Here is a 21,889-nt window from a genome sequence, read left to right as displayed (position 1 = left end):
GGACAGGTCCTTATGGTTTCAGCACCCCATGCGTTACCTTGAGCGCACCAACGGCATTGCAAACTTTCGATGCTATAGCTCCAATGTGTTGGAAGGAAGCTGTAGGTCAATTGACAGATAGTACGACTCTTACTATTCAAGACGCAGCTTGGAATGATGGGTCTTATGGTAATGTTTCAGGGTCTAGTTCTTCGGCATACATTAATGTCTATTCAAATAGAAAAGAATGGCTGATATCACAATCTATTGATTTGGGTAGTGGGCAAAATTATCAGTTAGAATTTGATGTGGTATTTACGGCCTATTTTGGTTCTGGACCTGCTTCAGGAGCAGATGACGATACCCTTAGTGTATTGATATCCGCCGATAATGGAGTTACGTGGAGTGCTCAAAACGTTTTGGACACCTGGGATAATTCCACAGGATTCCCTAACGATTCTGAACGCAAGGTATATGATTTATCTTCTTATTCGGGCGTGGTTAAATTTGCTTTTTATGTCAAATCGGATGTGAATATTGGTTCTGCTGACTTTAATGCCTATATTGATAATTTTAAAGTGAATACCTGTACACAGTATATTAGTGTTAGCGATACCGCTTGTATTTCTTATACTTCGCCCTACACTGGCAATGTGTATTCGCAAACAGGCATATATTCGGATACTGTTGCTCATGCTAGTTGCGATAGTATTTATACACTCGATATTACTATCAATTCGCATACATCAGCATCAATTAATGTTATCGAATGCGACACCTTTGTTTCAGTTACTGGAAATGCTTATACTCAAACAGGAGTTTATTACGATACCATTCCGAATATGTATTCTTGCGATAGTGTTGTCCAAACGAACCTATCTATATTGTATGTGGATTTATCAGTGGACCAAAGTCAGAATGTTTATTTGAGTTCTAACGAATCGGATCCTGCGGCTAGTTATCAATGGGTTAATTGCTCGGATTCATCACCAATTAGTGGAGAAACATCTATAGATTTTACCGCATCAGCATTGGGTGATTATGCTTGTCAAATTCCCATAGGAAGTTCTGTTCAAATATCGGAATGTATAAGTGTAACCTCATTGGATTCTTCTACTTCAATAGGTCAGTATACTAAATCGGACATTAAGGTTTATCCAAACCCTAATAACGGTCAGTTTACTTTGGAGTTGAGCGAAAAGCCACAAGACAAACTGCATTTATCTATCAGTAATACTCTAGGTCAATTGATTTATAGCAAAGAGCTTAATTCAAGCAATAACGCTATTAGCTTGGATGGAGTAGATAAAGGTATATACATTATGAGTTTAACGAGTCCAACACAATCGTTGAAAACACGTATTGTCATCGATTAACATTTTCTTTTCTCTAATGGAAATTTAAGGGTAGGGGCGAAAGTCCCTACCTTTTTCTATTTAGCTTTCAATGTTCGGTAGTTGTCAATAGCTACAAAGTAATCGGGGTCTTCCAAAACATTAACATCGCATATTTTATCGGCTCTTTTTATCAGTCTTATGCAGTCTTTAGAAAGGTGTCTAAGGTGAACACTTTTTCCATTTTTAATGTATTTTTCACTGAGCTTATTGATGCACTCGATAGCCGATTGATCCATAATTCGAGATTCTTTGAAGTCAATGATAATCTCTTTAGGATCTTCCGCCACATCAAACTTGCTATTGAATAACTCAATACAGCCAAAAAATAAAGGTCCATATATCTCGTAGTGTTTCACCCCGTGTTCGTCCACAAATTTACGAGCTCTAATACGCTTTGCATTTTCCCAAGAAAATACCAATGAGGAAACAATAACACCTGCCAATACAGCTATAGCTAAGTCAAACATAACGGTAAGCCCTGTTACTAATACAATGACTACAACATCGGCTAAGGGTACTTTGTTCCATACTTTCAAACTACTCCAGGCGAATGTGCCAATAACTACCATAAACATAACGCCTACTAGGGCAGCAATAGGCACCATTTCAATATAGGCCGATGCAAAAAGAATAAAGCATAATAAAGCTAAGGCAGCCACTATACCAGATAGTCTTCCTCTTCCGCCAGATTTGATATTAATAATGCTTTGTCCAATCATAGCGCAACCACCCATACCACCAAAAAAGCCGTTGATGATATTTGCACCACCTTGTGCTACACACTCTCTATTGCCATGACCTCTTGTTTCTGTCAATTCGTCAATAAGATTAAGCGTCATTAAAGATTCTATAAGTCCGATAGCCGCTAAGATGAGAGCATAAGGACTAATGAATTTTAGCGTTTCCCAATTCAATGAAATTAAAGGTACGTTAAAGGTAGGTAAACCCGCTTTTATTCCTTCGCCACCACTAGCAACGATGAACGATTTTACGGTTTCAGTTTCTATACCACCAAAAATTACAATCAGAGAAACTACTACAATGGCTGTTAAAGCGGCAGGAACTTTCTTGGTGAGCATAGGAAGAAATACCATGATAGCCATTGTTAAACCCACTAAGCCTATCATATAAGCCATATCCTGACCTTCTAACCATTGACCATTGGTCTTGAACATACCCAACTGGGATAAGAAAATTACAATTGCTAATCCATTCACAAAGCCCAGCATTACGGAGTGGGGTATCATACGTACAAATTTACCGAGTCTAAATAAGCCAGCAGCAGTTTGTATTAGACCAGCCAAAATAAGAGTAGCAAACAAATATTGTAAGCCCATTGAACTATCGCCACCTAAGGTATTGCCCTCACTTACTAAGTGAACCATTACTACGGCAAGTGCACCAGTAGCACCAGAAATCATACCGGGTCTACCACCAAAAATAGAAGTTACTAAACCCATCATGAATGCCCCGTATAATCCAACAATAGGTGAAATACCAGCCACAAAGGCAAAGGCAACGGCTTCAGGAACTAAAGCAAGTGCTACAGTTATTCCCGAAAGAATATCATCTTTAACGCTTCCGTTAGTTCGGTCAATGAATTTGAAATTTTTTAATGAAATCATCTGTTTAAATTAAGTCGGCAAAAGTAAGTTATTCAAAGAAATAGTAGCGATTTATTGAATTAAATTATCATAATAAATAATTGTACTTTCGGACTTATGATTCAAAAAGACGATAAAAGACAAATTTGGTCGTGGGCCATGTATGACTTTGCTAACTCTGCCTTTACTACTTTGGTAGTTACTTTTATATATGGTACTTACTTTACCCAATCCATAGCTGATAATGAAATATTAGGGACTCAATATTGGTCTTGGGCAATTTCAATAACAGCTATAGTGGTCGCTTTATTATCGCCTATTTTAGGAGCTATTGCCGATAATGTTGGTTCAAGAAAAGGTATTATGCTTCTAAGTACTTTGGTATGTGTGGTGGCGACAGCACTTTTATTTTTTCCGCAAGACGGTCAGGTTGTTTTTGCTCTGGGACTTTTTATTATTGCTAATATCGCTTTTGAGTTTGGCACCGTATTTTGTAATGCCTATCTGCCCGAATTGAGTTCAGAACACCGTATTGGTAAAGTGTCTGGTATGGCATGGGGTTTGGGTTATGTAGGAGGGCTATTGGCTTTAGTGGTAGCCTTGTTGTTTTTTGTGCAAACCGAACAGCCTATTTTAGGTTTTAGTACAGAAAATGGAGAAAATATTAGAGCCACCAATTTGTTGGTAGCCTTATGGTTTTTGATTTTTAGCCTACCTCTTTTCCTTTGGGTCAAAGACCATAAACACAAGAACAATAAACCTTTATCACTAGCAATTAAAAATTCTTTTGATGGGTTGAAAAATACCCTAAATTCTATTTCTTCATATCGCAACATATTTCATTTTCTTTTGGCTCGTTTAGTTTATAACGATGCACTAATAACCATATTTGCTTTTGGTGGTATATATGCAGCAACGACTATTGGGTTCTCTTTTGAGGAGATAATAATTTTAGGTATTGTGCTTAACGTAATGGCAGGAATTGGGGCTTATGCTTTTGGCTATCTGGACGATGGCAAGGGAAGCCAAAAAGTAATATTGTGGAGTATAGTTTTTCTTATGATAGCTTGTCTAATAGCCTTTTCAGCTCCTGAATTACCCGGTCTGTTTCAGTTTATTTTTGGAGGCAATGCCATACCAGATTGGTTCAATTCCAAAAATTTGTTTTGGATAGCTGCTATCCTTATAGGCTTGTTCTCGGGACCAAACCAATCGGCAAGTAGAAGCTATATGGCACGGATAACACCTGAAGAAAAAAGAAATGAATTTTTTGGCTTTTATGCCTTTTCAGGAAAAATGACTGCTTTTTTAGGGCCATTTTTATTCGGATTAGCAACAGCCTATTTTGAAACACAACAAGCTGGACTCATAGTTATTTTTGTCTTATTTTTTGTAGGATACAAATTGACAAAAAGACTATAAAAAGGACTAAATTACTATCTTTGCTCTATGCGACTAATCTTGATTTGTTTACTTTTTAGTACTCCGCTTATTGCTCAACAATACTACTGCAATAACGGATCGGTTAGTTTCTTTTCTGAAGCACCCATAGAAAATATTGAGGCTGTCAATAATGAGGTATCGGCGATTGTTGATAGTCAGACAGGAGGCTTTGCTTTTCGTCTGAAAATTGAAGATTTTACCTTCCCTATCTCCCTAATGCAAGAGCATATTAATGAAAGTTATCTGGAGAGTGAAAAATACCCCTTATCAACTTTCACTGGTTCAATAGCTGGTTTTTCAGAATTGGATTTGAGTAAACAACACAACCTTAAGGTTAAAGGAGAGCTTACTATACACGGCATAAGCAAAAACACAGAGATGATTGCTAACGCACAACTCAAAAACGGGAACTTACACATTTCATCTACTTTCGATGTTGTTTTAGATAATTACGATGTAGATATTCCCAAAATTATGATGTATAAAATTGCAGAAGTCATCCAAGTGGTGGTTGATATGAAACTTCAAAACAAAAATGATGAATAAACTATTTTTGCTAGCTCTGCTCTTTTCTTTTCAATTCAGTTTTTCTCAAGATCTGCTGAGTATGCTAGAAGCAGATGATAATGAAAGAAAAATAACGACCTCAATTTTTAAAGATAATAGAATTGTCAATGCTCAGTCTTCCAAACAAACCGCCAAAGGGGAATTCAAGTTCTTAATACAACACCGTTTTGGTACACTTAATTCAGGTTTTTATAACTTATGGGGCTTAGATAATTCTCAAGTGCGTATGGCATTGGATTATGGTTTAACAGAACGCATTAGCCTAAGTGGTGGTCGTAGTTCTACCAACAAACAATTTGATGCTTCCGTAAAGTGGAATATATTGCGACAAAGTAATTCTTTCCCTTTTGTCTTGTCAGCCTATTCATCTGTGTTTTTGATTCATCCATCGGAGAGTAAAAGGGAAGAAGCCAATTTCGATTTGCTCAATCAGATAACCTTCAGTAATCAGTTTATTATTGCTAGGAAGTTCTCCTCTAATTTTTCTGCTGTAATCTTACCGACACATATGCACCTCAATTCTTACGAGGCTGGTACATCTGCTGATCCTTTGTTCATAGGACTGGGAGGGCGTTATAAAGTCAGCAAAAAGATTTCTGTTAATGGTGAGTATTTTAATGCTCTTAGCGAGATGAAAGAAAATCATGTAAATATGTTGTCTTTAGGAGTGGATATAGAAACTGGTGGGCACGTTTTTTCTTTACACCTTAGTAATTCTAGAGGAATGAACGAACATGCCTTTTTAATAGAAACCCAAGGAGAATGGCTAGAAGGAGATATCTATTTTGGCTTTAATATATCAAGAGTATTTTAATGGCAGAGCAATCACAAACGTTTGACATCGCAATAGTAGGAGGTGGAATAGTAGGCCTTTCATGTGCTTATAAACTGCAACAAGAATACCCTCATCTCAATATAGTGGTCTTTGAAAAAGAAGATACTTTAGCTGCCCATCAAACAGGTAGAAATTCAGGTGTTATCCATTCGGGTTTGTATTACCGTCCGGGGTCTTTTAGAGCCAAAAACTGTGTAAATGGAAGAAAGCAATTAGTTGACTTTGCTAAAAATCACCATATCAAGCACGATGTTTGTGGTAAAGTCGTTGTTGCTGTTTCACAAGACGAGCTAGAGCGTTTAGATAAAATTTGTGAAACAGGCAAAGCCAATGGCCTCGAGGGTATAGAAAAAATAGATGCCAATCGCTTAAAAGAAATTGAACCTCATGTGGAAGGCTTGGCGGCTTTATGGGTTCCAGAGTCTGGTATTATCGACTTTGTTGGAGTTACTAATAAATTGGCTGAACTGATAAAAGAAATTAATCCCAACAGTAGAATATTATATTCTTGTGAGGTGAAATCTTTTAGCAAGGGTGGAATCATCAATACGTCAAAGGGTCAGTTTAAAGCGAGTAAAAAAATACTTTGTGGGGGGTTACATTCTGATAGATTAGCTAAAAAAGATAAGATTGAGTCAGACGTTCGAATAGTAGGCTTCAGAGGCGATTATTATGACTTGAGTGAGAAAGGCAAATCAAAAGTCAATAATTTAATATACCCCGTCCCTAATCCTGAATTCCCCTTCTTAGGGGTTCACTTTACTCGTATGGTTGATGGTAGTATAGAGTGTGGTCCAAATGCCGTATTTACATTTAAGCGTGAAGGCTACGGCAAAACGGACTTTAACCTCAAGGATACACTTGAGGCTTTAATGTACCAAGGGACATGGAAATTATTCTTCAAACACTGGCGTTTTGGATTAAATGAGTACAAAAGAGCATTTTCTAAGCGATTATTTTTGAAAGAATTAAATAGATTGATACCTTCGTTGAAAATGGAGGATATCGTGGTTGGACGAAGTGGAGTCAGAGCAATGGCACTCGGCAGAGATGGCGAGGTGTTCGACGACTTTAAAATAGAATGCAAAGACGACAGTATCCACGTTTTGAATGCGCCATCTCCAGCAGCAACAGCTTGCTTGGCAATAGGCGATGAAGTGTTAACAGTAGTAAAGAAAAATTTTAGTTTACCTTAGCATATTATGTTGAAATTATTTGGCTTTAGCAAAAAAGAGAAAGTTAACGTAAAGGATTTGGCCTCAGTGTATTCTAGGACTCTTTTTGAGGTTATTGATTTAGGTTTTTCGGAAATCATTGAATTTGTCAATGACAACAGAAAATTTGAGGAATCTCCAAATTTAAAGATGGACGATGCCAATTGGTTTTTGATGATTGTCTTTGCAGCTAATAACCATTGTCTGCCAAACTTTTTTGATGATCATATAGTAAACCGTTTGCACCATGCTAGTTTGAATGAGCTTATCAAGTTTATGGATTTAGAGGAAGACCTTGTTAGAGATATGTTTATCGACTACGAAAACTTTTTTAAGGAACAATACAGCGAAGATATTACCATTGAAAAAGCCATGGCGAAAAGTATTTTTGTAAAATATAATTTGAACGAATATCAAGGCGACTTATTGAAAAATCAAAACGAGCCGAATCCTGTTTTTCTTCAAGAATTGACCGATTTAATGAGCAATTTCATTTGGAATTGGTCAGATTATCTCGGGAAATATAAACTGATTGAGGATTAAAGTTTTTCTATACCCGTATAGTTGAAAGGGGTAATGCTTTTCAAGTACTCTTTCAATTCATCACTTACTTTTAAAGTATCAATAAAGTTAATCAGTGTAGGTTGTTCTATCAATCCGTTAGTTCTGGTCAATGCCTTTAGAGCCTCATATGGTTTGGGATAACCTTCTTTTCTCAGAATGGTTTGAATAGCTTCTGCTACTACTGCCCAATTGTCGTCTAAGTCTGCACGAATAGCCTCTTCATTAAGAATCAATTTATTCAACCCTTTTAATATGGATTTAAAGCCTAAAATAGAGTGAGCCATAGGTACGCCTACATTTCTCAAAACAGTGGAGTCTGTTAAATCCCTTTGAAGTCTAGAGATAGGCAGTTTAGCAGATAGGTGTTCGAAAATAGCATTTGCTATACCTAGATTACCTTCGGCATTTTCAAAATCTATGGGGTTTACTTTGTGGGGCATAGCAGATGAACCTACTTCGCCTTCTTTAATTTTTTGCTTGAAGTAATTCATCGATATATAAGTCCATATATCACGACTTAAATCAATGAGGATAGTATTTATTCGTTTGAAATTATCAAAAAGAGCTGCTAAGTTATCATAGTGTTCAATTTGAGTAGTGACTTGTGATCGGTCTAAGCCTAGCGTATCCTCAACAAAGTCGTTAGAAAAAGCTACCCAATCTACTTCTGGATAGGCAATGTGGTGAGCGTTGAAATTACCTGTTGCTCCACCAAACTTAGCGGAGAATGGAACCATATTTAATAAACCCATCTGACGTTCTAGTCGTTCAATAAATACCATCACTTCCTTACCTAAAAGAGTAGGAGATGCCGCCTGACCATGTGTCCTTGCCAGCAGGGGTATGTTAGCCCATTCATCTTTTAACTCGATTAGCTTTTCGACTAACTCCAGATAACTGGGAAGAAATATATCCTCTACTGATTCCTTTATAAGCAGTGGTGTCGCTGTATTGTTAATGTCTTGTGAGGTTAGCGCAAAGTGTATAAATTCTTTGTACTCACTGATATTTAGTTTATCAAATTGCTCTTTCAGAAAATATTCTACCGCTTTAACATCGTGGTTAGTAATAGCTTCAATATCTTTTATTTTTTGGGCATCTTCATCGTTGAAATTGAGGTAAACCTTCCTCAATGAGCCAAATAAATCAGTATTAAATTTTTCTAATTGAGGCAATGGTAATTCACAAAGAGCAATAAAATATTCTACTTCTACTTGTAGTCTGTATTTAATGAGTGCAGACTCAGAGTAGTATGCACTAAGTTCTTTAGTTTTTGAATGGTAACGACCATCTATTGGTGAGATTGCATTTAGAGCGGATAACGACATTTTGAAAAGCTTAATTTCTATTTTGCGAATTTACATCTTTTAGATGTTATTGTAAAAAAAAGCAGCTCACATTTGTGAGCTGCTAAAAATACCTGTTGTTTAGACAGTTATTGTTTTATCAACTGATGTGTTGATACTTCGTTATTCATTTGAATTTTAACAGTATAGATACCCGCTTGTAATGAGCTAATATTCATAGGGATAATTTGTTTGCCCTTAAGAGTACCGTAATTAAATTCACTAACTATTTGTCCAGTTATAGAATATACGCTAACGCTTACATTCTGAGAAGAAGCATTCAGTTCGATAGAGAAATTATCTCTTGCTGGGTTTGGCATTAGCTGTACATCTATTGCATTCCAAAATTCGATGTCTGAAACACAGTCTGCCTCGCAGTCCGCTAGAGAGCTGAATTCACCCTCTCCAGTTCCAGGATCAATACAGCCTGTAGGTTCACAGGACCAAGTTGGGGTAACAGTAGTATTCCCTGTTATCTCAATAACTTTAGAATGTAATACTTGCTTAGTATCTTGATCAACAACGAATACCACGACTACGCAATTACCCAAATCTTCCCATATTCTGAATGAGTTTTGAGTGACATTACCCACCGCTACTGTAACATTTTCTGAAAGGGTAGAAGTATTACCACTGCTTAGGTCAGCACTTGTACCGTCTGCCGATGGTAACATTTTTCGCATGACCTGAAAAAATTCAGTTTCGCCATTAGTTCCTGCAGTATTGTTGTATTCATCTTCAACAATAGCGACATGAATAGTTGAGTTTGGATAATCGAAATGAGATTTAACAGTTACATCAACTGCTAAATCTGTACCATCTGTAGCAACAGCTGTTCCTGTAATCTCAAGGAAGCATGGCATGTTTCTATGTTGGTCTATTTCTGCTTGTGAGGAAGATGTAGATTTCCCATCAATATGTGCTGACGGTACACCTGATACTTCATAATACTGTACTCGTGTACCAACATCTGAATTAAAAGCTTGATCACCTGATCCAGGCCAATTCACTTGGTATTTGATACACGTAACTTTGGCTTGGTCAATAACATTAACATCATTAGCATCTAGTAGGTTTTGAAAGCCAGGATTAAAAGAAGCGCACGGCCCACAGGTGTTACTTGTGAAATGCTCAAAAAGAGGTGTTTTCTGAGTTACAAATTCTACGGCAAAAACTGTAGCGTTCATACTATTGTTAGTGTCATCAACATCAGCACTAGCATTAACGTTTTCAATGCTAACGGTTAGGTTTGCTGTATCAGCATCAGTAAATGATAATTGATCAGGATGAGTGAAATTGTAAGTGTCTAATGTTTCCAATGATAGGCCAGAGACATTATCGGTATAGGTGTTGGTGCCGTCTGTCCAAACGATATCCATAGAGTTAATTGTTTCAGCTCCATAGTTTAATACTGTCCCCATAATATCAACATCTGCAGGAAACTGCACATATGTCGGTAGATCTAAGCTTGAAAGAATAGCGTTGATTCCTACAGGGTTAAATGGTTCATGAGATACAGACACATCATCTAAATAGTATTGGTTACCACTAAGTGGGTATAGATTGAGAGAAGCCACTTGATTTATAGTGTTTTCAAAAGTTCCTATAAACTGATTGTCTATCATCACTTCCCATTGATTTAGGGTTAGGTTAATATTCATTTCAATATTGAACCAAGTGTCAAAAGGATAGGTGCTTTCTAAAAATACGGTTTCGCCACCACCAGTTGAAAATTGTATAGTACCATCATTATTCAAAAAACAGTCCATTGCCCATGTTTCCCCAATTTCGGTATCTGCTTGAAAATTGAAGTAGCCACCCATATTATTATTGACATAAAAGTTAGATGTAAAGTTGAAGTCACCTTCATCGAATAATTCTCCAAATTCAAGAACGATATCTTCAGGTCCTCCGCCTGTTGCGGCTGAAGAAGATAGATATAAAGAGTTTGAGCCACTGAAAGCGTTGGCATCTGTTACTTGTACATCTTCTGTGCCTGCTGCAGGCCAAACCACCCAAACGGTGTCAGTTTCTCCAATGAAGTCGCCTACATTGTAGCTTTCAAAATCATCGGTAAAGTTGAATTGTGCATTTGCTGTGAAAAATGAAAGTAAACTAAAAATAAATAGAACTTTTTTCATAAAATATATTTTTTGTGAATTTTAAATCTCTACAATTTTAGCAAATTTATACTAGATAACCCTTCTTTTCATTAATTTTTCCAATAGTAAATTCGTATTTTTGTACCATGACTAGTTTACTAATCATCATATGTGCAATTCTTTTAGTTGTGGGCTTGTTAGGCTGTTTTATCCCTATAATTCCCGGCCCACCACTTTCATACATAGCTTTACTTATACTGTCAGCTTTTACCGACTACCAATGTTCTGATGAATTTTTATGGCAATGGGCTGGTATTGTCGTTGTTGTTACTATTGCTGATTTCTGGTTGCAGATTTATGGTGTTAAAAAATTTGGTGGCACAAAGAAAGCCGTTAATGGCACTATGATAGGCTTGTTGCTAGGTATCATTACTCCAATACCATTTGGCTTTGTTGTTGGTCCTTTTGTGGGGGCTTTAGTAGGCGCTTATATTGATGAAAAGGACGATTTTATAAAGGTCATTAAAATTGCATCTGGGGCACTAATCGGTTTTATTGGCGGATTGGTACTGAAGTTAGTGGTCTGCATTTACCTTATTCGAGAATTTTATTTAACTATACAACCTCATTTTGAAAGTCTGTTCAGTTTCGTATTTAAATAGCATACCCTTTGTTTTTGGATTAGAAAACAGTGAGATAGGGGTTGATTTATCTTTGGATATTCCTTCTAGATGTGCTGAAAAACTACAGCAAGACGAGGTAGATTTAGCTTTAGTGCCAGTTGCTATTATTCCTACTTTAGAAAACCCTAGCGTTGTTAGTCCCTTCTGTATTTCTTCTGACGGGGCCGTTCAGACCGTCTGTCTATTCAGTGAGGTGCCCCTAGACCAAATAGATACTATTTTATTGGATTATCATTCTAGAACCTCTAATGCATTAGTTCAATTGCTATGCAAACATTTCTGGAAGATACAAGCCCATTTCATAGATTCTACTTCAGATTTTGAAAAGGATATTAAAGGAACTACGGCAGGAGTTATTATCGGTGATAGAGCTTACGATTATAGAAATAGATTCTCTCACATTTACGATTTGTCCGAAGAATGGAAAACATTTACAGGCTTGCCTTTTGTTTTTGCGTGTTGGGTAAGCAATAAGCCTATGGCTAGTTCGTTCGAAAAACTATTTTCAGAAGCGCTTAAATTTGGCATTTCTAATATGGAGTTAGCCTTATCCGAAAAGTCGGATTCTTTTGACACTCAAATTGATAAAATGAATTATCTCACCGAAGTTATCAGTTACGATTTGACTGAAGAGAAAAGAAAATCGATGAAGATGTTTTTAGATTTTATCTCCTAGTTTATTTTCTTTTATTGGCTGCTTCCTGTTGTTTTTTAGCCATGTCTTCCAATCGTTTTTGGAATTTAGATTTCTTAACAGGTTTTTTCTTATTGCTTTCAATCTGAGCTAAAATAGCTGTTTCGTCAATGAAGTATTTTCTCATTACGAATTGCTGTCCGAAAGTAACCATATTAGCCAAGAAGTAGTAATAGCTCAATCCAGAGGCATAGTTGTTAAAGAAGCCTAAGAACATAATTGGCATGAGGTACATCATCCATTTCATTTGTGCCATTTGTGGCCCACTCATTTGGCTATTCATTCTAGTGTATAGCAGTGTAGATATAGTCATCAGTAGTGTAAACAAACTGACGTGATCGCCATAGAATGGAATCTCGAATGGCAAATCTAATACGGAATCATAAGTGGATAAGTCCGTAGCCCATAGAAAAGACTTTTGACGAAGTTCAATACTTGCTGGAAAGAAACGGAATAGGGCGAAAAGTATAGGCATCTGCAAAAGCATAGGTACACAACCACCCAGAGGATTTACTCCAGCTTTTTTATAAAGAGCCATAGTCGCTTGTTGTGCTTTCATAGGGTCTTTGTCCTTGTGTTTTTCATTGATTTTATCAATTTCAGGCTTCAAGACCTTCATTTTCGCTTGCGACTTGTATGCCTTTAAAGTAAAGGGTGCTAAGGCCATCTTAATTATGAATGTCATTATTAAAATGATAATTCCGTAGTTGGTAATACTGTTGTCTAACCAATTGAAAATAGGAATTACAGCGTACTTATTTACCCATCTGAAAATCCCCCACCCTAGAGGTATCATTCTTTCCAAATCCATATTGTATGAAGAAAGAGTTTCATAATGGTTAGGTCCAAAATAGAATTGTAAAGGAATACTTTCTTTTGAATTGTGGTTGTAAGCGAGTGAGGCTTCAACTTCTAAGTTTTTGACAAATTGCGTTGAACCTTCTTTAGTAGTTGTTTTTACTGATATTGGTTTCTCAAAGCCGTCATTGCTGATAAGCACAGAGCTAAAAAACTGGTGCTTTAATCCTATCCATTGAGCTTTGCCACTTAGACTTTCTTCATCGTCTTTTGTTTCAGAAAGGTAGTCTACTTCATCGTTGAGGTACTTAAAGTAAACAGTAGAATACATTCTTTCATTTTCAATACTCTTTTCAGTACTAGGTAAATTAACAGACCATTTCAATTCTAAATCATTACGATTAGACGGGATGATATCGTCCAAATCAACGGTGTTGACTTTAAAGTCCATCATGTAATCGCCAGCATTAAGCTGATATACATACTCCAGATAGCCGCCATTAGAAGCCATCATCCTCATGGCTACAGAATTTTCAGTCTTGTCAATCGATTGAAAATATAAATCTTGAGTATTAATAATTCTATTGCCTTCTGAAAAGAAGGTAATATTAAATGCTGAAGAATCCCTGTCTACAAGGTTTAGCGGTAGCGAATCTGTAGTTTGGTAGTCTTTCAAAATAGCAGATACTATTCTACCCCCTTTTGGTGAAATAGAAAGTTTGATTAAATCGTTTTCAATAACAACGTCTTCATCGCTACCTGTCGCCGATGGTGCGAAAACGCCAAATGCTCTTTGGTACGATTCGTTTTGTGCTGTAGTGTCAGAAAATACTATGTTTTCTGTTTCTTCTTGTACTATTTCTTCTTCTACAACAACGGTTGTAGTTTCTTTTTCTGGAGTTTCTACTTCTACTACTGGTGGAAATAGGGCGTTGTAGCCAACTACTATTAATACAATTAAAATGACGCCTGTTATGGAATTTTTGTCCATGGGGTTAGTTTTGTTTTGAATAGGTTATTGCTGCATTGATAAAGCCTACAAATAAAGGTTGAGGGTTAGCAACTGTACTTTTATACTCTGGATGAAATTGAACACCAACAAACCAAGGGTGTTTAGCAATTTCTATAATTTCAACTAGATTAGATTCGGGATTGATTCCTGTTGTTTTCATTCCTGCCGCTTCCAGTTTTGTTTTATAATCGTTATTGAATTCATAACGGTGTCTGTGTCTTTCTTTTATATCTGCTTTGTTGTAGCATTCAAAGGCTTTTGAATGTTCGTCTAGCTTACAAGGATATGAACCCAATCGCATGGTGCCCCCTTTGTCGGTGACCTTTTTTTGATGTTCCATCAAATCAATAACAGGGTTCGATGATATGGGATTTATTTCTGTGGTGTGAGCATCTGCCAAGTTCAGAACATTCCTAGCATATTCAACAACTGCGCATTGCATCCCTAGACATATGCCAAAAAAGGGCACGTTTTCAGTTCTAGCGTATTTAACGGCTTCTATTTTACCTTCAATTCCTCTATCACCAAATCCTGGGGCAACTAATATGCCGTGATAAGGACTTAATTTTTTGTGGGCATTTGAGGCAGTAATATCTTCAGATTGTAGCCATGAAACTTTAACCTTAGACTGATTGGCTGCACCACTATGAATAAATGATTCAGCGATAGATTTGTAGGCATCTTGAAGTTCTACATATTTCCCAACTACTGCAATTTGCACTTCTGTCTTGGGGTTTTTAAGTCGTTCTAAAAACTCATTCCATATAGGTAAAGAGATATTGGTTTCGTCTTTTAGGCCGAGTTTTCTCAACACTACCTTGTCGAGTTTTTCGGATTGCATTAATAATGGAACGTGGTATATACTTTCAGCATCCATAGACTCTATAACGGCATCTCTTTCTACGTTACAGAATTGAGCTATTTTCCTTCTTATTTCAGAGTTTAGGTTGTGCTCGGTACGGCATACTAAAATGTCAGGTTGAAGACCTAATTCTCTCAACTTTTTTACCGAGTTTTGAGTGGGTTTAGTCTTTAATTCACCTGCTGCTGATAGGTAAGGTACCAAGGTCAAATGAATGTTTATGGCGTTGGATTCCATTTCCCATCTCAGTTGACGAACAGCTTCTATAAATGGTAAGGATTCGATATCACCTACAGTACCACCAATTTCGGTGATGACAATATCGAATTGTCCTGTTTCGCCTAAAATCTGAATGTGTTCTTTTATTTCATTAGTGATGTGAGGTATGACTTGTACGGTCTTGCCGAGATAATCGCCACGTCTTTCTTTGTCAATGACAGACTGGTAAATCCTTCCAGTTGTTACATTATTAGCTTGAGATGTTGTGGACGATAAAAAACGCTAATAATGCCCTAAGTCCAAATCTGTTTCTGCACCATCATCGGTTACAAAACACTCACCATGCTCGTAAGGATTCATCGTCCCTGGATCAACATTAATGTAGGGGTCTAACTTTTGAATGGTAACCGAATAGCCCCTAGCCTCTAGCAGTTTTCCTAGAGAAGCGGACACAATTCCTTTTCCGAGTGAAGAGGTAACTCCCCCTGTAACAAAAATATACTTAGTTGGGGAGGATTTGCTCATCTTAAAATGGTGTATTTGGTCTAAATTGGTTTGCTTGCGAAATTAAAAGAAAATCTAAGATGAAAATAGATTTTTTTTAAAAACTTAAACTCATTCCTGCACTAGGCATAAACGGCAATTGATTAACTCTTTTGTATTCTATTCTATTAAAGTAAAATATATTTTCTCTATTGTAAACATTAGTCACACCAACATTCCATTCAAAAGTGGAATGTTTACTTAATTTTTGTTCTTTTTTGAGAGCAATATCCAATCGATGATACCAAGGCAGTCGCCCTTCGTTCAGACCAGCATATATTATTCCTAGCTCACCACTTTCTGAGGTGTAATTGGTGTTGATACCGTCAGAAAAGTCCATAGATGGGTAGAAGCCTTGTGTTTGTGTGAAAGGAAAGCCTGAGCCAATATTCCATCTAGCATCAAAGCTCCAATTTTTTTGAACCCCGAATTTGTAGGTGCTTACTAAGTTCACGTTATGCCTCCTGTCGAAGTGTGGATTGTATTCGATGTCTTCACCAGATCTTGTAATGTGTCCAAGGGAATAAACTAGCCAAAAGTAAAATTTAGGATCGTTATATTTCAAAACCAAATCAACACCTTTTGCTAGACCTTCTTCAACGATAAAATCAGGATCGGAAAGTGTTAGTTTATCTTTATTGATATTGGTTAGTTGGGTAAAGTCTTTCACATAGCCTTCAAGATTGAAATCAATTTTTGAAGAAATATCATACTCCAAACCTAAAATCAAGTGATTTGCCATTTGCAATCCATTAACGACTTCTTCGCCTTTAAATTCATCAGGTAAGTTGTCGGGAGCGGATAAAAATCCATAAAATAAGTTGACCACATCTTGGTCGGAGTTTGTGCTGACTAAGTTTTGAGAATATTTTCCTGCGGCAAGCTTGAAACGTAAATTATCTGTTGCTAAAAATTTAGCTCCTAGTCTGGGCTCAAAGGTAGCTGCTATGGAGTTGTATTTGTAAATTCTTATTCCGGGATCGAGAATTAATTTATTGGTTTTAATCTTATATCTGATAAAACCAGATAATTCGGTTGAATTTTCTTTTTGTTCTGTAAGTAAGCCTGTTGCATTGGTGAAGTCAAAGTCGGTTTGATAGCCTAACACTTCAAGTCCGTACTGCAATTCATTATCAGCGTTGAAAGTGGTGAAGTTAAGTCCTAAGTTAAAGCCGTTGATACCGCTTTGTCTTGGATTTACGATGGCTTCTTCTAACCTTATAAGATAGGAAGAGTAGGCAAAAGCACCTTCTATAATAGTCGAATTTCCAGACGGCACTAGAATGAAATTACTTCCTATACCTCCAGATTTCCAACCCAAATTAGAAACGTCTTTGTAGCTGACCTTATCTCGGTAGTTGTAACCAAATAAGCTCCACTTGCTACCATTGCTACTATTGACAGATATTTTACCATAAAGGTCGGTGTAGCTGTAAGGAAGCCCAGCTGTATCAATATAGGTGTAAAGTAGCTTAGAGCTTTTGTCCAAGTAGGACGTTTTGGCTGACATTATAAATGACGAGTTCCCCCCTTTTTTGAAGAATGGACCTTCTAGCATTAGTTTACTACCAAAGGTATTTGTAGAAACCTTTCCAGCTAACCTATTTTTGTTTCCGTCTTTTGTAGTAATATCCATTATTGAGGATATACGTCCACCATATTGTGCGCCAAACCCCCCTGTATAGATATCGGCATTCCTCATTAAATCGGTGTCAAATACAGAAAATAGACCAATAGAGTGAAAGGGGTTGTAGACAATCATACCATCGAGAAGTACTTTGTTTTGGATGGGCGAGCCCCCTCGAATATAGAGTTGACCACCTTGATCTCCAGTAAATACGACACCGGGTAGCACTTGCAGATATTGAGCCAAGTCAGGCTCTCCACCAATTGCTGGAATTATTTTTATATCCTTTGGGGTGATTTTAGTTACGGAAACTTTCACTTCTGTTTTCATCTCTTGCCTATCGGCAGATACGGTCACTGTTTCTATCTGAACAGATGAGGGTGATATTTCAAGCTTTTGATTGAGTATTTGTTTGTCTTTCAAGACAATTTCTTGTCTTAGGGTATCGTAGCCAACATAGGTAACAAACAAAGTATGCTTTCCTACTGGCACATTGGTAATGTTAAAAAAACCGTTAACGTCTGTTGAAGCACCAATAGATTTGCCTTCAATAATAACGTTACAAAACATAATAGCCTCTCCGTTTTCTTTGTCGTAAACAAAGCCTCTGACACTTCCTTTTTGGGCAAAAAGAGTGAGTTGAGAGAGAAAAATAAAGATAAAAGTTAATTTTGTTTTCATCGGATAAATTGAGGGGCAAAGGTATTGTTTTTAATGCAGAATTTTAAACAAAAATTCTTTTAGTAATTCACCATCACTAATGGAATGATTATCAACACCTTTTGACTTCATGTCGTAGGTTCTGCACAAGGAAATGATATCCATACATTTTCTTTTGGAGTAGTATTTAGCTGCTGTTTGATAGTCTTTAATAAAAAAAGGATTGACCTTTAAAACTCTAGCTGCATTTTTACTGGACTTATCTTGTAGGGTGTGGTACAATAATATTTTTTGAAAGAAATTGAATATTACGCCAACAGTGACAACTAAGGGATTGTCTTTATTGTTTTGTGCAAAATAGGAAGCAATTCGATTGCATTTTAAAATATCTTTTTTGCCTAAAGCATTGGTCAATTCAAAGTTGTTGTAATCTTTACTAATACCAATATTTCTTTCTATGCTTTCAACAGTGATTTCGCTGTTAGGTGGAGATATTATCATGAGTTTGTCTAGCTCGTTGCTCACTTTACTCAAATCATTCCCTAAATATTCTGCGAGTAAGTGTGACGCCTTAGGGTTTAAGGTATATTTTTTGTTGGTCACATAGTTCTCAATCCATGCGGGTACTTGGTTGTCGTAAAGTTTCTTGCTTTCAAAAAGAACCGCTTTTTTTGACAAAGATTTATAGATGCTTTTGCGTTTGTCTAAAGATTTATACTTGTGGCATATCAAGAGGATTGTCGATTCTTGGGGGTTGTTTAGATAACTTTCTAATTGCTCGATTTTTTTGAGCTGTTGAGCTTCTTTGACAATGACCACCATGCGTTCGCCCATGAATGGAAATTGTTTGGCTGTAGATACTACGGTCTGAACGTCAACATCTTTTCCGTACAGTACGTTTTGGTTGAATTCTTTCTCTGTTTCGCTGAGTACGTTTTGGCTTATATAATCGCAGATTAAATCGATATAATAGCTCTCTTCACCCATTAAAAAATAGATGGGCTGATATTTTTTTGCTTTTAAGTCCGAGAGGATTGCTTCAAAATTCATTTCTTTGTGCTATTCTATGCTATTTGATTTAAACCTGCCAAAATACGACTTCAAACTTAAATTGATTGAAGGTTCCAAATATATTTTTGATGAAGTTAGAAAAAAATACATCAAGCTAACGCCTGAGGAATGGGTACGTCAAAACCTAATTCAGTATTTGTGTCATCAGAAAAATTACCCCTTATCGCTAATGGTTGTTGAATATGCTTTGAAATACAATGGGATGAACAAACGAGCCGATATTCTTTGTTTTGATAAAGAAGGCAAACCCTTACTTATTGTTGAATGCAAAGCCTCTTCTGTTAAGATTAGTCAAAAGGTTTTTGAGCAGATAGCGCGTTATAATTTTGATTTGAAAGTACCTCTATTAATGGTTTCCAATGGCTTGGAGCATTATTGTTGCCGCATGAATTATGAAAAACACGCTTTCGACTTTTTGAAAGAAATCCCTGAATTTCAACAAAAGGATTAACGCTTACAGTGCTAACACTAAAAAATTGTAGATTTGCGTCCCTAATTTTAATACTATGAACTTAGAAGGAATTTTATCTATATCTGGAAAGCCCGGTCTTTTTAAAATGGTTAGTCAAGCACAAAATACCATTGTTGTAGAGTCTTTGACAGATAAAAAGAGAATGCCACTTTATGCATCTCATCAGGTGAGTGCTTTGGAAGATATAGGCATTTATACGTATTCGGATACGGTGCCACTCAGTGAAATTTTTGACGCTATTGCAGCCAAAGAAAATGGAGGACCTTGTCTAAATCACAAATCACCAAAAGACGAAATGTTTGCTTGGATGAGAGCTGTTTTGCCGGAGTTTGATGAAGATCAAGTGTATCATTCTGATATTAAAAAATTAGCCCAGTGGTACAATGTTTTGCAAGAACAAGGATTGATAGAAGTACCCAAGAAAAAAGCGCCTAAAAAAGAAGTTAAAGAAGAAAAATAATACCACATGAAAAGTATCGCTCCAAACATCCCTAGCCGTCCAAAAAGACAATTTATAGATGAGAACCTATTGGTTGATAGTTGGGAAAAGATAGAGGTTTATTTTAAGTCCTTGTTAGATAGAGAAATTAACTCTGTTGAGGAATTAGAACAATGGATGCTGAACAGAAGTGAGTTGGAGTCCGTTTTGGAAGAAGAACAAGCTTGGCGATATATTAAGATGAATATTGACACCACCGATGAAAAATTGGCCAAAGATTTTGCTTTTTGGATTCAAGAGATTTCGCCTAAGGTTGCGCCATTTTCTCATCAGTTAAATGTTAAACTTAATTCCAGTCCATTTCTAAACGATCTAGACCAAGAAAAATACCGCATCTATCTTCGAGGTTTGCAAAAAGCCATAGAAATATTTAGGGATGAAAATATTCCGTTGATGGTAGAAATGGAAACTAAGCAACAAGAATATGGGGCTATAGCGGCAAAAATGTCCGTTGAAATAGACGGCGAAAAAATGACTATGCAGAAGGCAGCTCAGTTTTTGAAAGACACCAATAGAGAGAAGAGGGAAGAGGTCTTTAATATTATCAATGACAGAAGACTGCAAGATGTAGATGCTTTAGATAAATTATACGATGATTTGATAGCCTTGCGTCAGCAGATTGCTAAAAATGCAGGTTTCGATAATTACAGAGATTACAAATTTGCGGCTATGGGTCGTTTCGATTACACCCCACAAGATTGTTATGCTTTTCACGATTCTATAGCTAAAGAGATTGTACCTATAATAGAGGGTTTTGACAAAGACAGAATGCAGAAGATGGACTTAAGCGACTATAAGCCTTGGGACAGTTCGGTAGATGCTAGTGGCAAATCACCCCTTAAACCCTTTGAGGACGGTCAAGATTTGATAGATAAATCTATACGCTGTTTTGAGCGTTTACGTCCATATTATGGTGAGTGTTTGAGTACTATGAAAGCCATGAAGCATTTAGACTTAGAGTCTAAAGCAGGTAAAGCGCCAGGCGGATTCAATTACCCTCTATATGAAATAGGAGTTCCTTTTATTTATATGAATGCCGTAGGCTCGCAAAGGGATTTGGTGACTATGGTACATGAGGGCGGTCATGCTATTCATTCTTTTTTGAGTAGAGATTTGGATTTAGCCGATTTCAAAAGTGTGCCATCAGAAGTTGCTGAGTTAGCATCCATGTCCATGGAGTTAATCAGTATGGATACTTGGGACGAGTTCTATGACGATGAAGAAGAACTCAACAGAGCTAAGAAAGAACAAATGCAAAAAGTCTTAGACGGTTTGCCTTGGATAGCTGCTATTGACAGATTCCAACAATGGATATACACCACTCCGCATACGGCCGACCAAAGACGCGCAGAATGGGCTAATATCATGTCAGCCTTAAGCAGTTCGGTAGTCAATTGGGAAGGGCACGAGGTGGCACACCTTAATATTTGGCAACGTCAATTGCACTTGTACGAAGTGCCATTTTACTACATTGAATATGGAATGGCTCAGTTAGGTGCTATTGCTATGTGGAGAAGTTACAAGCAGTTAGGACAAGTAGCATTAGATAATTACGATGCGGCATTGAAGTTAGGCTATACCAAATCAATTGGCGAACTCTATCAGACAGCAGGTATAGAATTTAACTTTTCGCAAGAATACGTTAAGGAATTAGCCGACTTTATAAAGGGTGAGTTGGCAAAAATGGATGCTTAATCC

Annotated in this window: 17 protein-coding genes and 1 pseudogene; 11 read left to right on the top strand and 7 right to left on the bottom strand. The window is 36.9% G+C overall.

The features are described from left to right. Positions 1-1,355: T9SS type A sorting domain-containing protein (locus tag P8I29_01135; GenBank protein ID MDG1916398.1), on the top strand; the 1,355-nt coding region annotated here is incomplete at its 5' end. A 56-nt stretch (positions 1,356-1,411) separates the two neighbouring features. Here P8I29_01135 and P8I29_01130 read toward each other — a convergent pair. Continuing rightward, positions 1,412-3,001, bottom strand: coding sequence for a SulP family inorganic anion transporter (locus P8I29_01130; GenBank protein ID MDG1916397.1), 1,590 nt, complete (start codon positions 2,999-3,001; stop codon positions 1,412-1,414). A gap of 96 nt (positions 3,002-3,097) precedes the next feature. Here P8I29_01130 and P8I29_01125 point away from each other — a divergent pair, with 96 nt between their 5' ends. Genes P8I29_01125 through P8I29_01105 form a run of 5 tightly spaced genes read left to right on the top strand, consistent with a single transcriptional unit; the run spans position 3,098 to position 7,582 of the window. Further along, positions 3,098-4,402: an MFS transporter gene (locus tag P8I29_01125; GenBank protein MDG1916396.1), complete on the top strand. Its 1,305-nt coding sequence runs from the start codon at positions 3,098-3,100 to the stop codon at positions 4,400-4,402. 27 nt (positions 4,403-4,429) lie between these two features. After that, complete coding sequence (locus tag P8I29_01120; GenBank protein MDG1916395.1) at positions 4,430-4,969, top strand: YceI family protein; 540 nt, start codon at positions 4,430-4,432, stop codon at positions 4,967-4,969. Further along, positions 4,959-5,804, top strand: coding sequence for a DUF5777 family beta-barrel protein (locus P8I29_01115; GenBank protein MDG1916394.1), 846 nt, complete (start codon positions 4,959-4,961; stop codon positions 5,802-5,804). Before P8I29_01120 ends, P8I29_01115 begins: the two co-directional genes overlap by 11 nt. After that, a complete protein-coding gene (lhgO, locus tag P8I29_01110) occupies positions 5,804-7,021 on the top strand; it encodes an L-2-hydroxyglutarate oxidase (GenBank protein MDG1916393.1) in 1,218 nt (405 codons plus the stop codon). Before P8I29_01115 ends, lhgO begins: the two co-directional genes overlap by 1 nt. A gap of 6 nt (positions 7,022-7,027) precedes the next feature. Further along, on the top strand, positions 7,028-7,582 hold the full coding sequence (locus P8I29_01105) for a hypothetical protein (GenBank protein MDG1916392.1): 555 nt from the start codon (positions 7,028-7,030) through the stop codon (positions 7,580-7,582). On the opposite strand, the gene purB is transcribed toward P8I29_01105, so the two are convergent. Continuing rightward, positions 7,579-8,931 (bottom strand): adenylosuccinate lyase, encoded by a 1,353-nt coding sequence (purB, locus tag P8I29_01100; protein ID MDG1916391.1) that lies wholly within the window; start codon positions 8,929-8,931, stop codon positions 7,579-7,581. The two genes, P8I29_01105 and purB, sit on opposite strands and share 4 nt — an antisense overlap. Positions 8,932-9,038: 107 nt before the next feature. Beyond that, positions 9,039-11,090, bottom strand: a complete 2,052-nt coding sequence (locus P8I29_01095; GenBank protein ID MDG1916390.1) for a T9SS type A sorting domain-containing protein — start codon at positions 11,088-11,090, stop codon at positions 9,039-9,041. A gap of 107 nt (positions 11,091-11,197) precedes the next feature. On the opposite strand from P8I29_01095, the gene P8I29_01090 reads away from it, so the two are divergent. Together P8I29_01090 and P8I29_01085 are read left to right on the top strand one after the other, a co-directional pair. Further along, positions 11,198-11,713 (top strand): DUF456 domain-containing protein, encoded by a 516-nt coding sequence (locus P8I29_01090; protein ID MDG1916389.1) that lies wholly within the window; start codon positions 11,198-11,200, stop codon positions 11,711-11,713. Beyond that, on the top strand, positions 11,682-12,410 hold the full coding sequence (locus P8I29_01085) for a menaquinone biosynthesis protein (protein MDG1916388.1): 729 nt from the start codon (positions 11,682-11,684) through the stop codon (positions 12,408-12,410). Before P8I29_01090 ends, P8I29_01085 begins: the two co-directional genes overlap by 32 nt. A gap of 1 nt (position 12,411) precedes the next feature. Here the strand turns inward: P8I29_01085 and yidC are convergent, their stop codons facing one another. From yidC to holA, 4 genes and pseudogenes are all read right to left on the bottom strand, one after another. Further along, the gene (yidC, locus tag P8I29_01080) at positions 12,412-14,217 is read right to left on the bottom strand and encodes a membrane protein insertase YidC (GenBank protein MDG1916387.1); all 1,806 of its coding nucleotides are present in this window, start codon (positions 14,215-14,217) and stop codon (positions 12,412-12,414) included. A 4-nt stretch (positions 14,218-14,221) separates the two neighbouring features. After that, positions 14,222-15,844: pseudogene (locus P8I29_01075) on the bottom strand (CTP synthase). Positions 15,845-15,920: 76 nt separating this feature from the next. Next, positions 15,921-18,170, bottom strand: a complete 2,250-nt coding sequence (locus tag P8I29_01070) for a TonB-dependent receptor (GenBank protein MDG1916386.1) — start codon at positions 18,168-18,170, stop codon at positions 15,921-15,923. A 30-nt stretch (positions 18,171-18,200) separates the two neighbouring features. Then, a complete protein-coding gene (gene holA / locus P8I29_01065) occupies positions 18,201-19,199 on the bottom strand; it encodes a DNA polymerase III subunit delta (protein ID MDG1916385.1) in 999 nt (332 codons plus the stop codon). A 16-nt stretch (positions 19,200-19,215) separates the two neighbouring features. Between holA and P8I29_01060 the strand changes: the two genes are divergently transcribed. The 3 genes from P8I29_01060 to P8I29_01050 are packed head-to-tail and all read left to right on the top strand — an operon-like array spanning position 19,216 to position 21,886. Then, a complete protein-coding gene (locus P8I29_01060) occupies positions 19,216-19,671 on the top strand; it encodes a type I restriction enzyme HsdR N-terminal domain-containing protein (protein MDG1916384.1) in 456 nt (151 codons plus the stop codon). 55 nt (positions 19,672-19,726) lie between these two features. Further along, a complete protein-coding gene (locus P8I29_01055; GenBank protein ID MDG1916383.1) occupies positions 19,727-20,152 on the top strand; it encodes a DUF5606 domain-containing protein in 426 nt (141 codons plus the stop codon). 6 nt (positions 20,153-20,158) lie between these two features. Beyond that, a complete protein-coding gene (locus P8I29_01050) occupies positions 20,159-21,886 on the top strand; it encodes a M3 family oligoendopeptidase (protein ID MDG1916382.1) in 1,728 nt (575 codons plus the stop codon). Positions 21,887-21,889 lie beyond the last annotated feature (3 nt).

Source organism: Flavobacteriales bacterium, assembly GCA_029248105.1.
GTDB lineage: Bacteria > Bacteroidota > Bacteroidia > Flavobacteriales > UBA7312 > UBA8444.
Note: the sequence above shows the minus strand (reverse complement) of the source record. Positions and strands in the feature narration are given on the sequence as shown.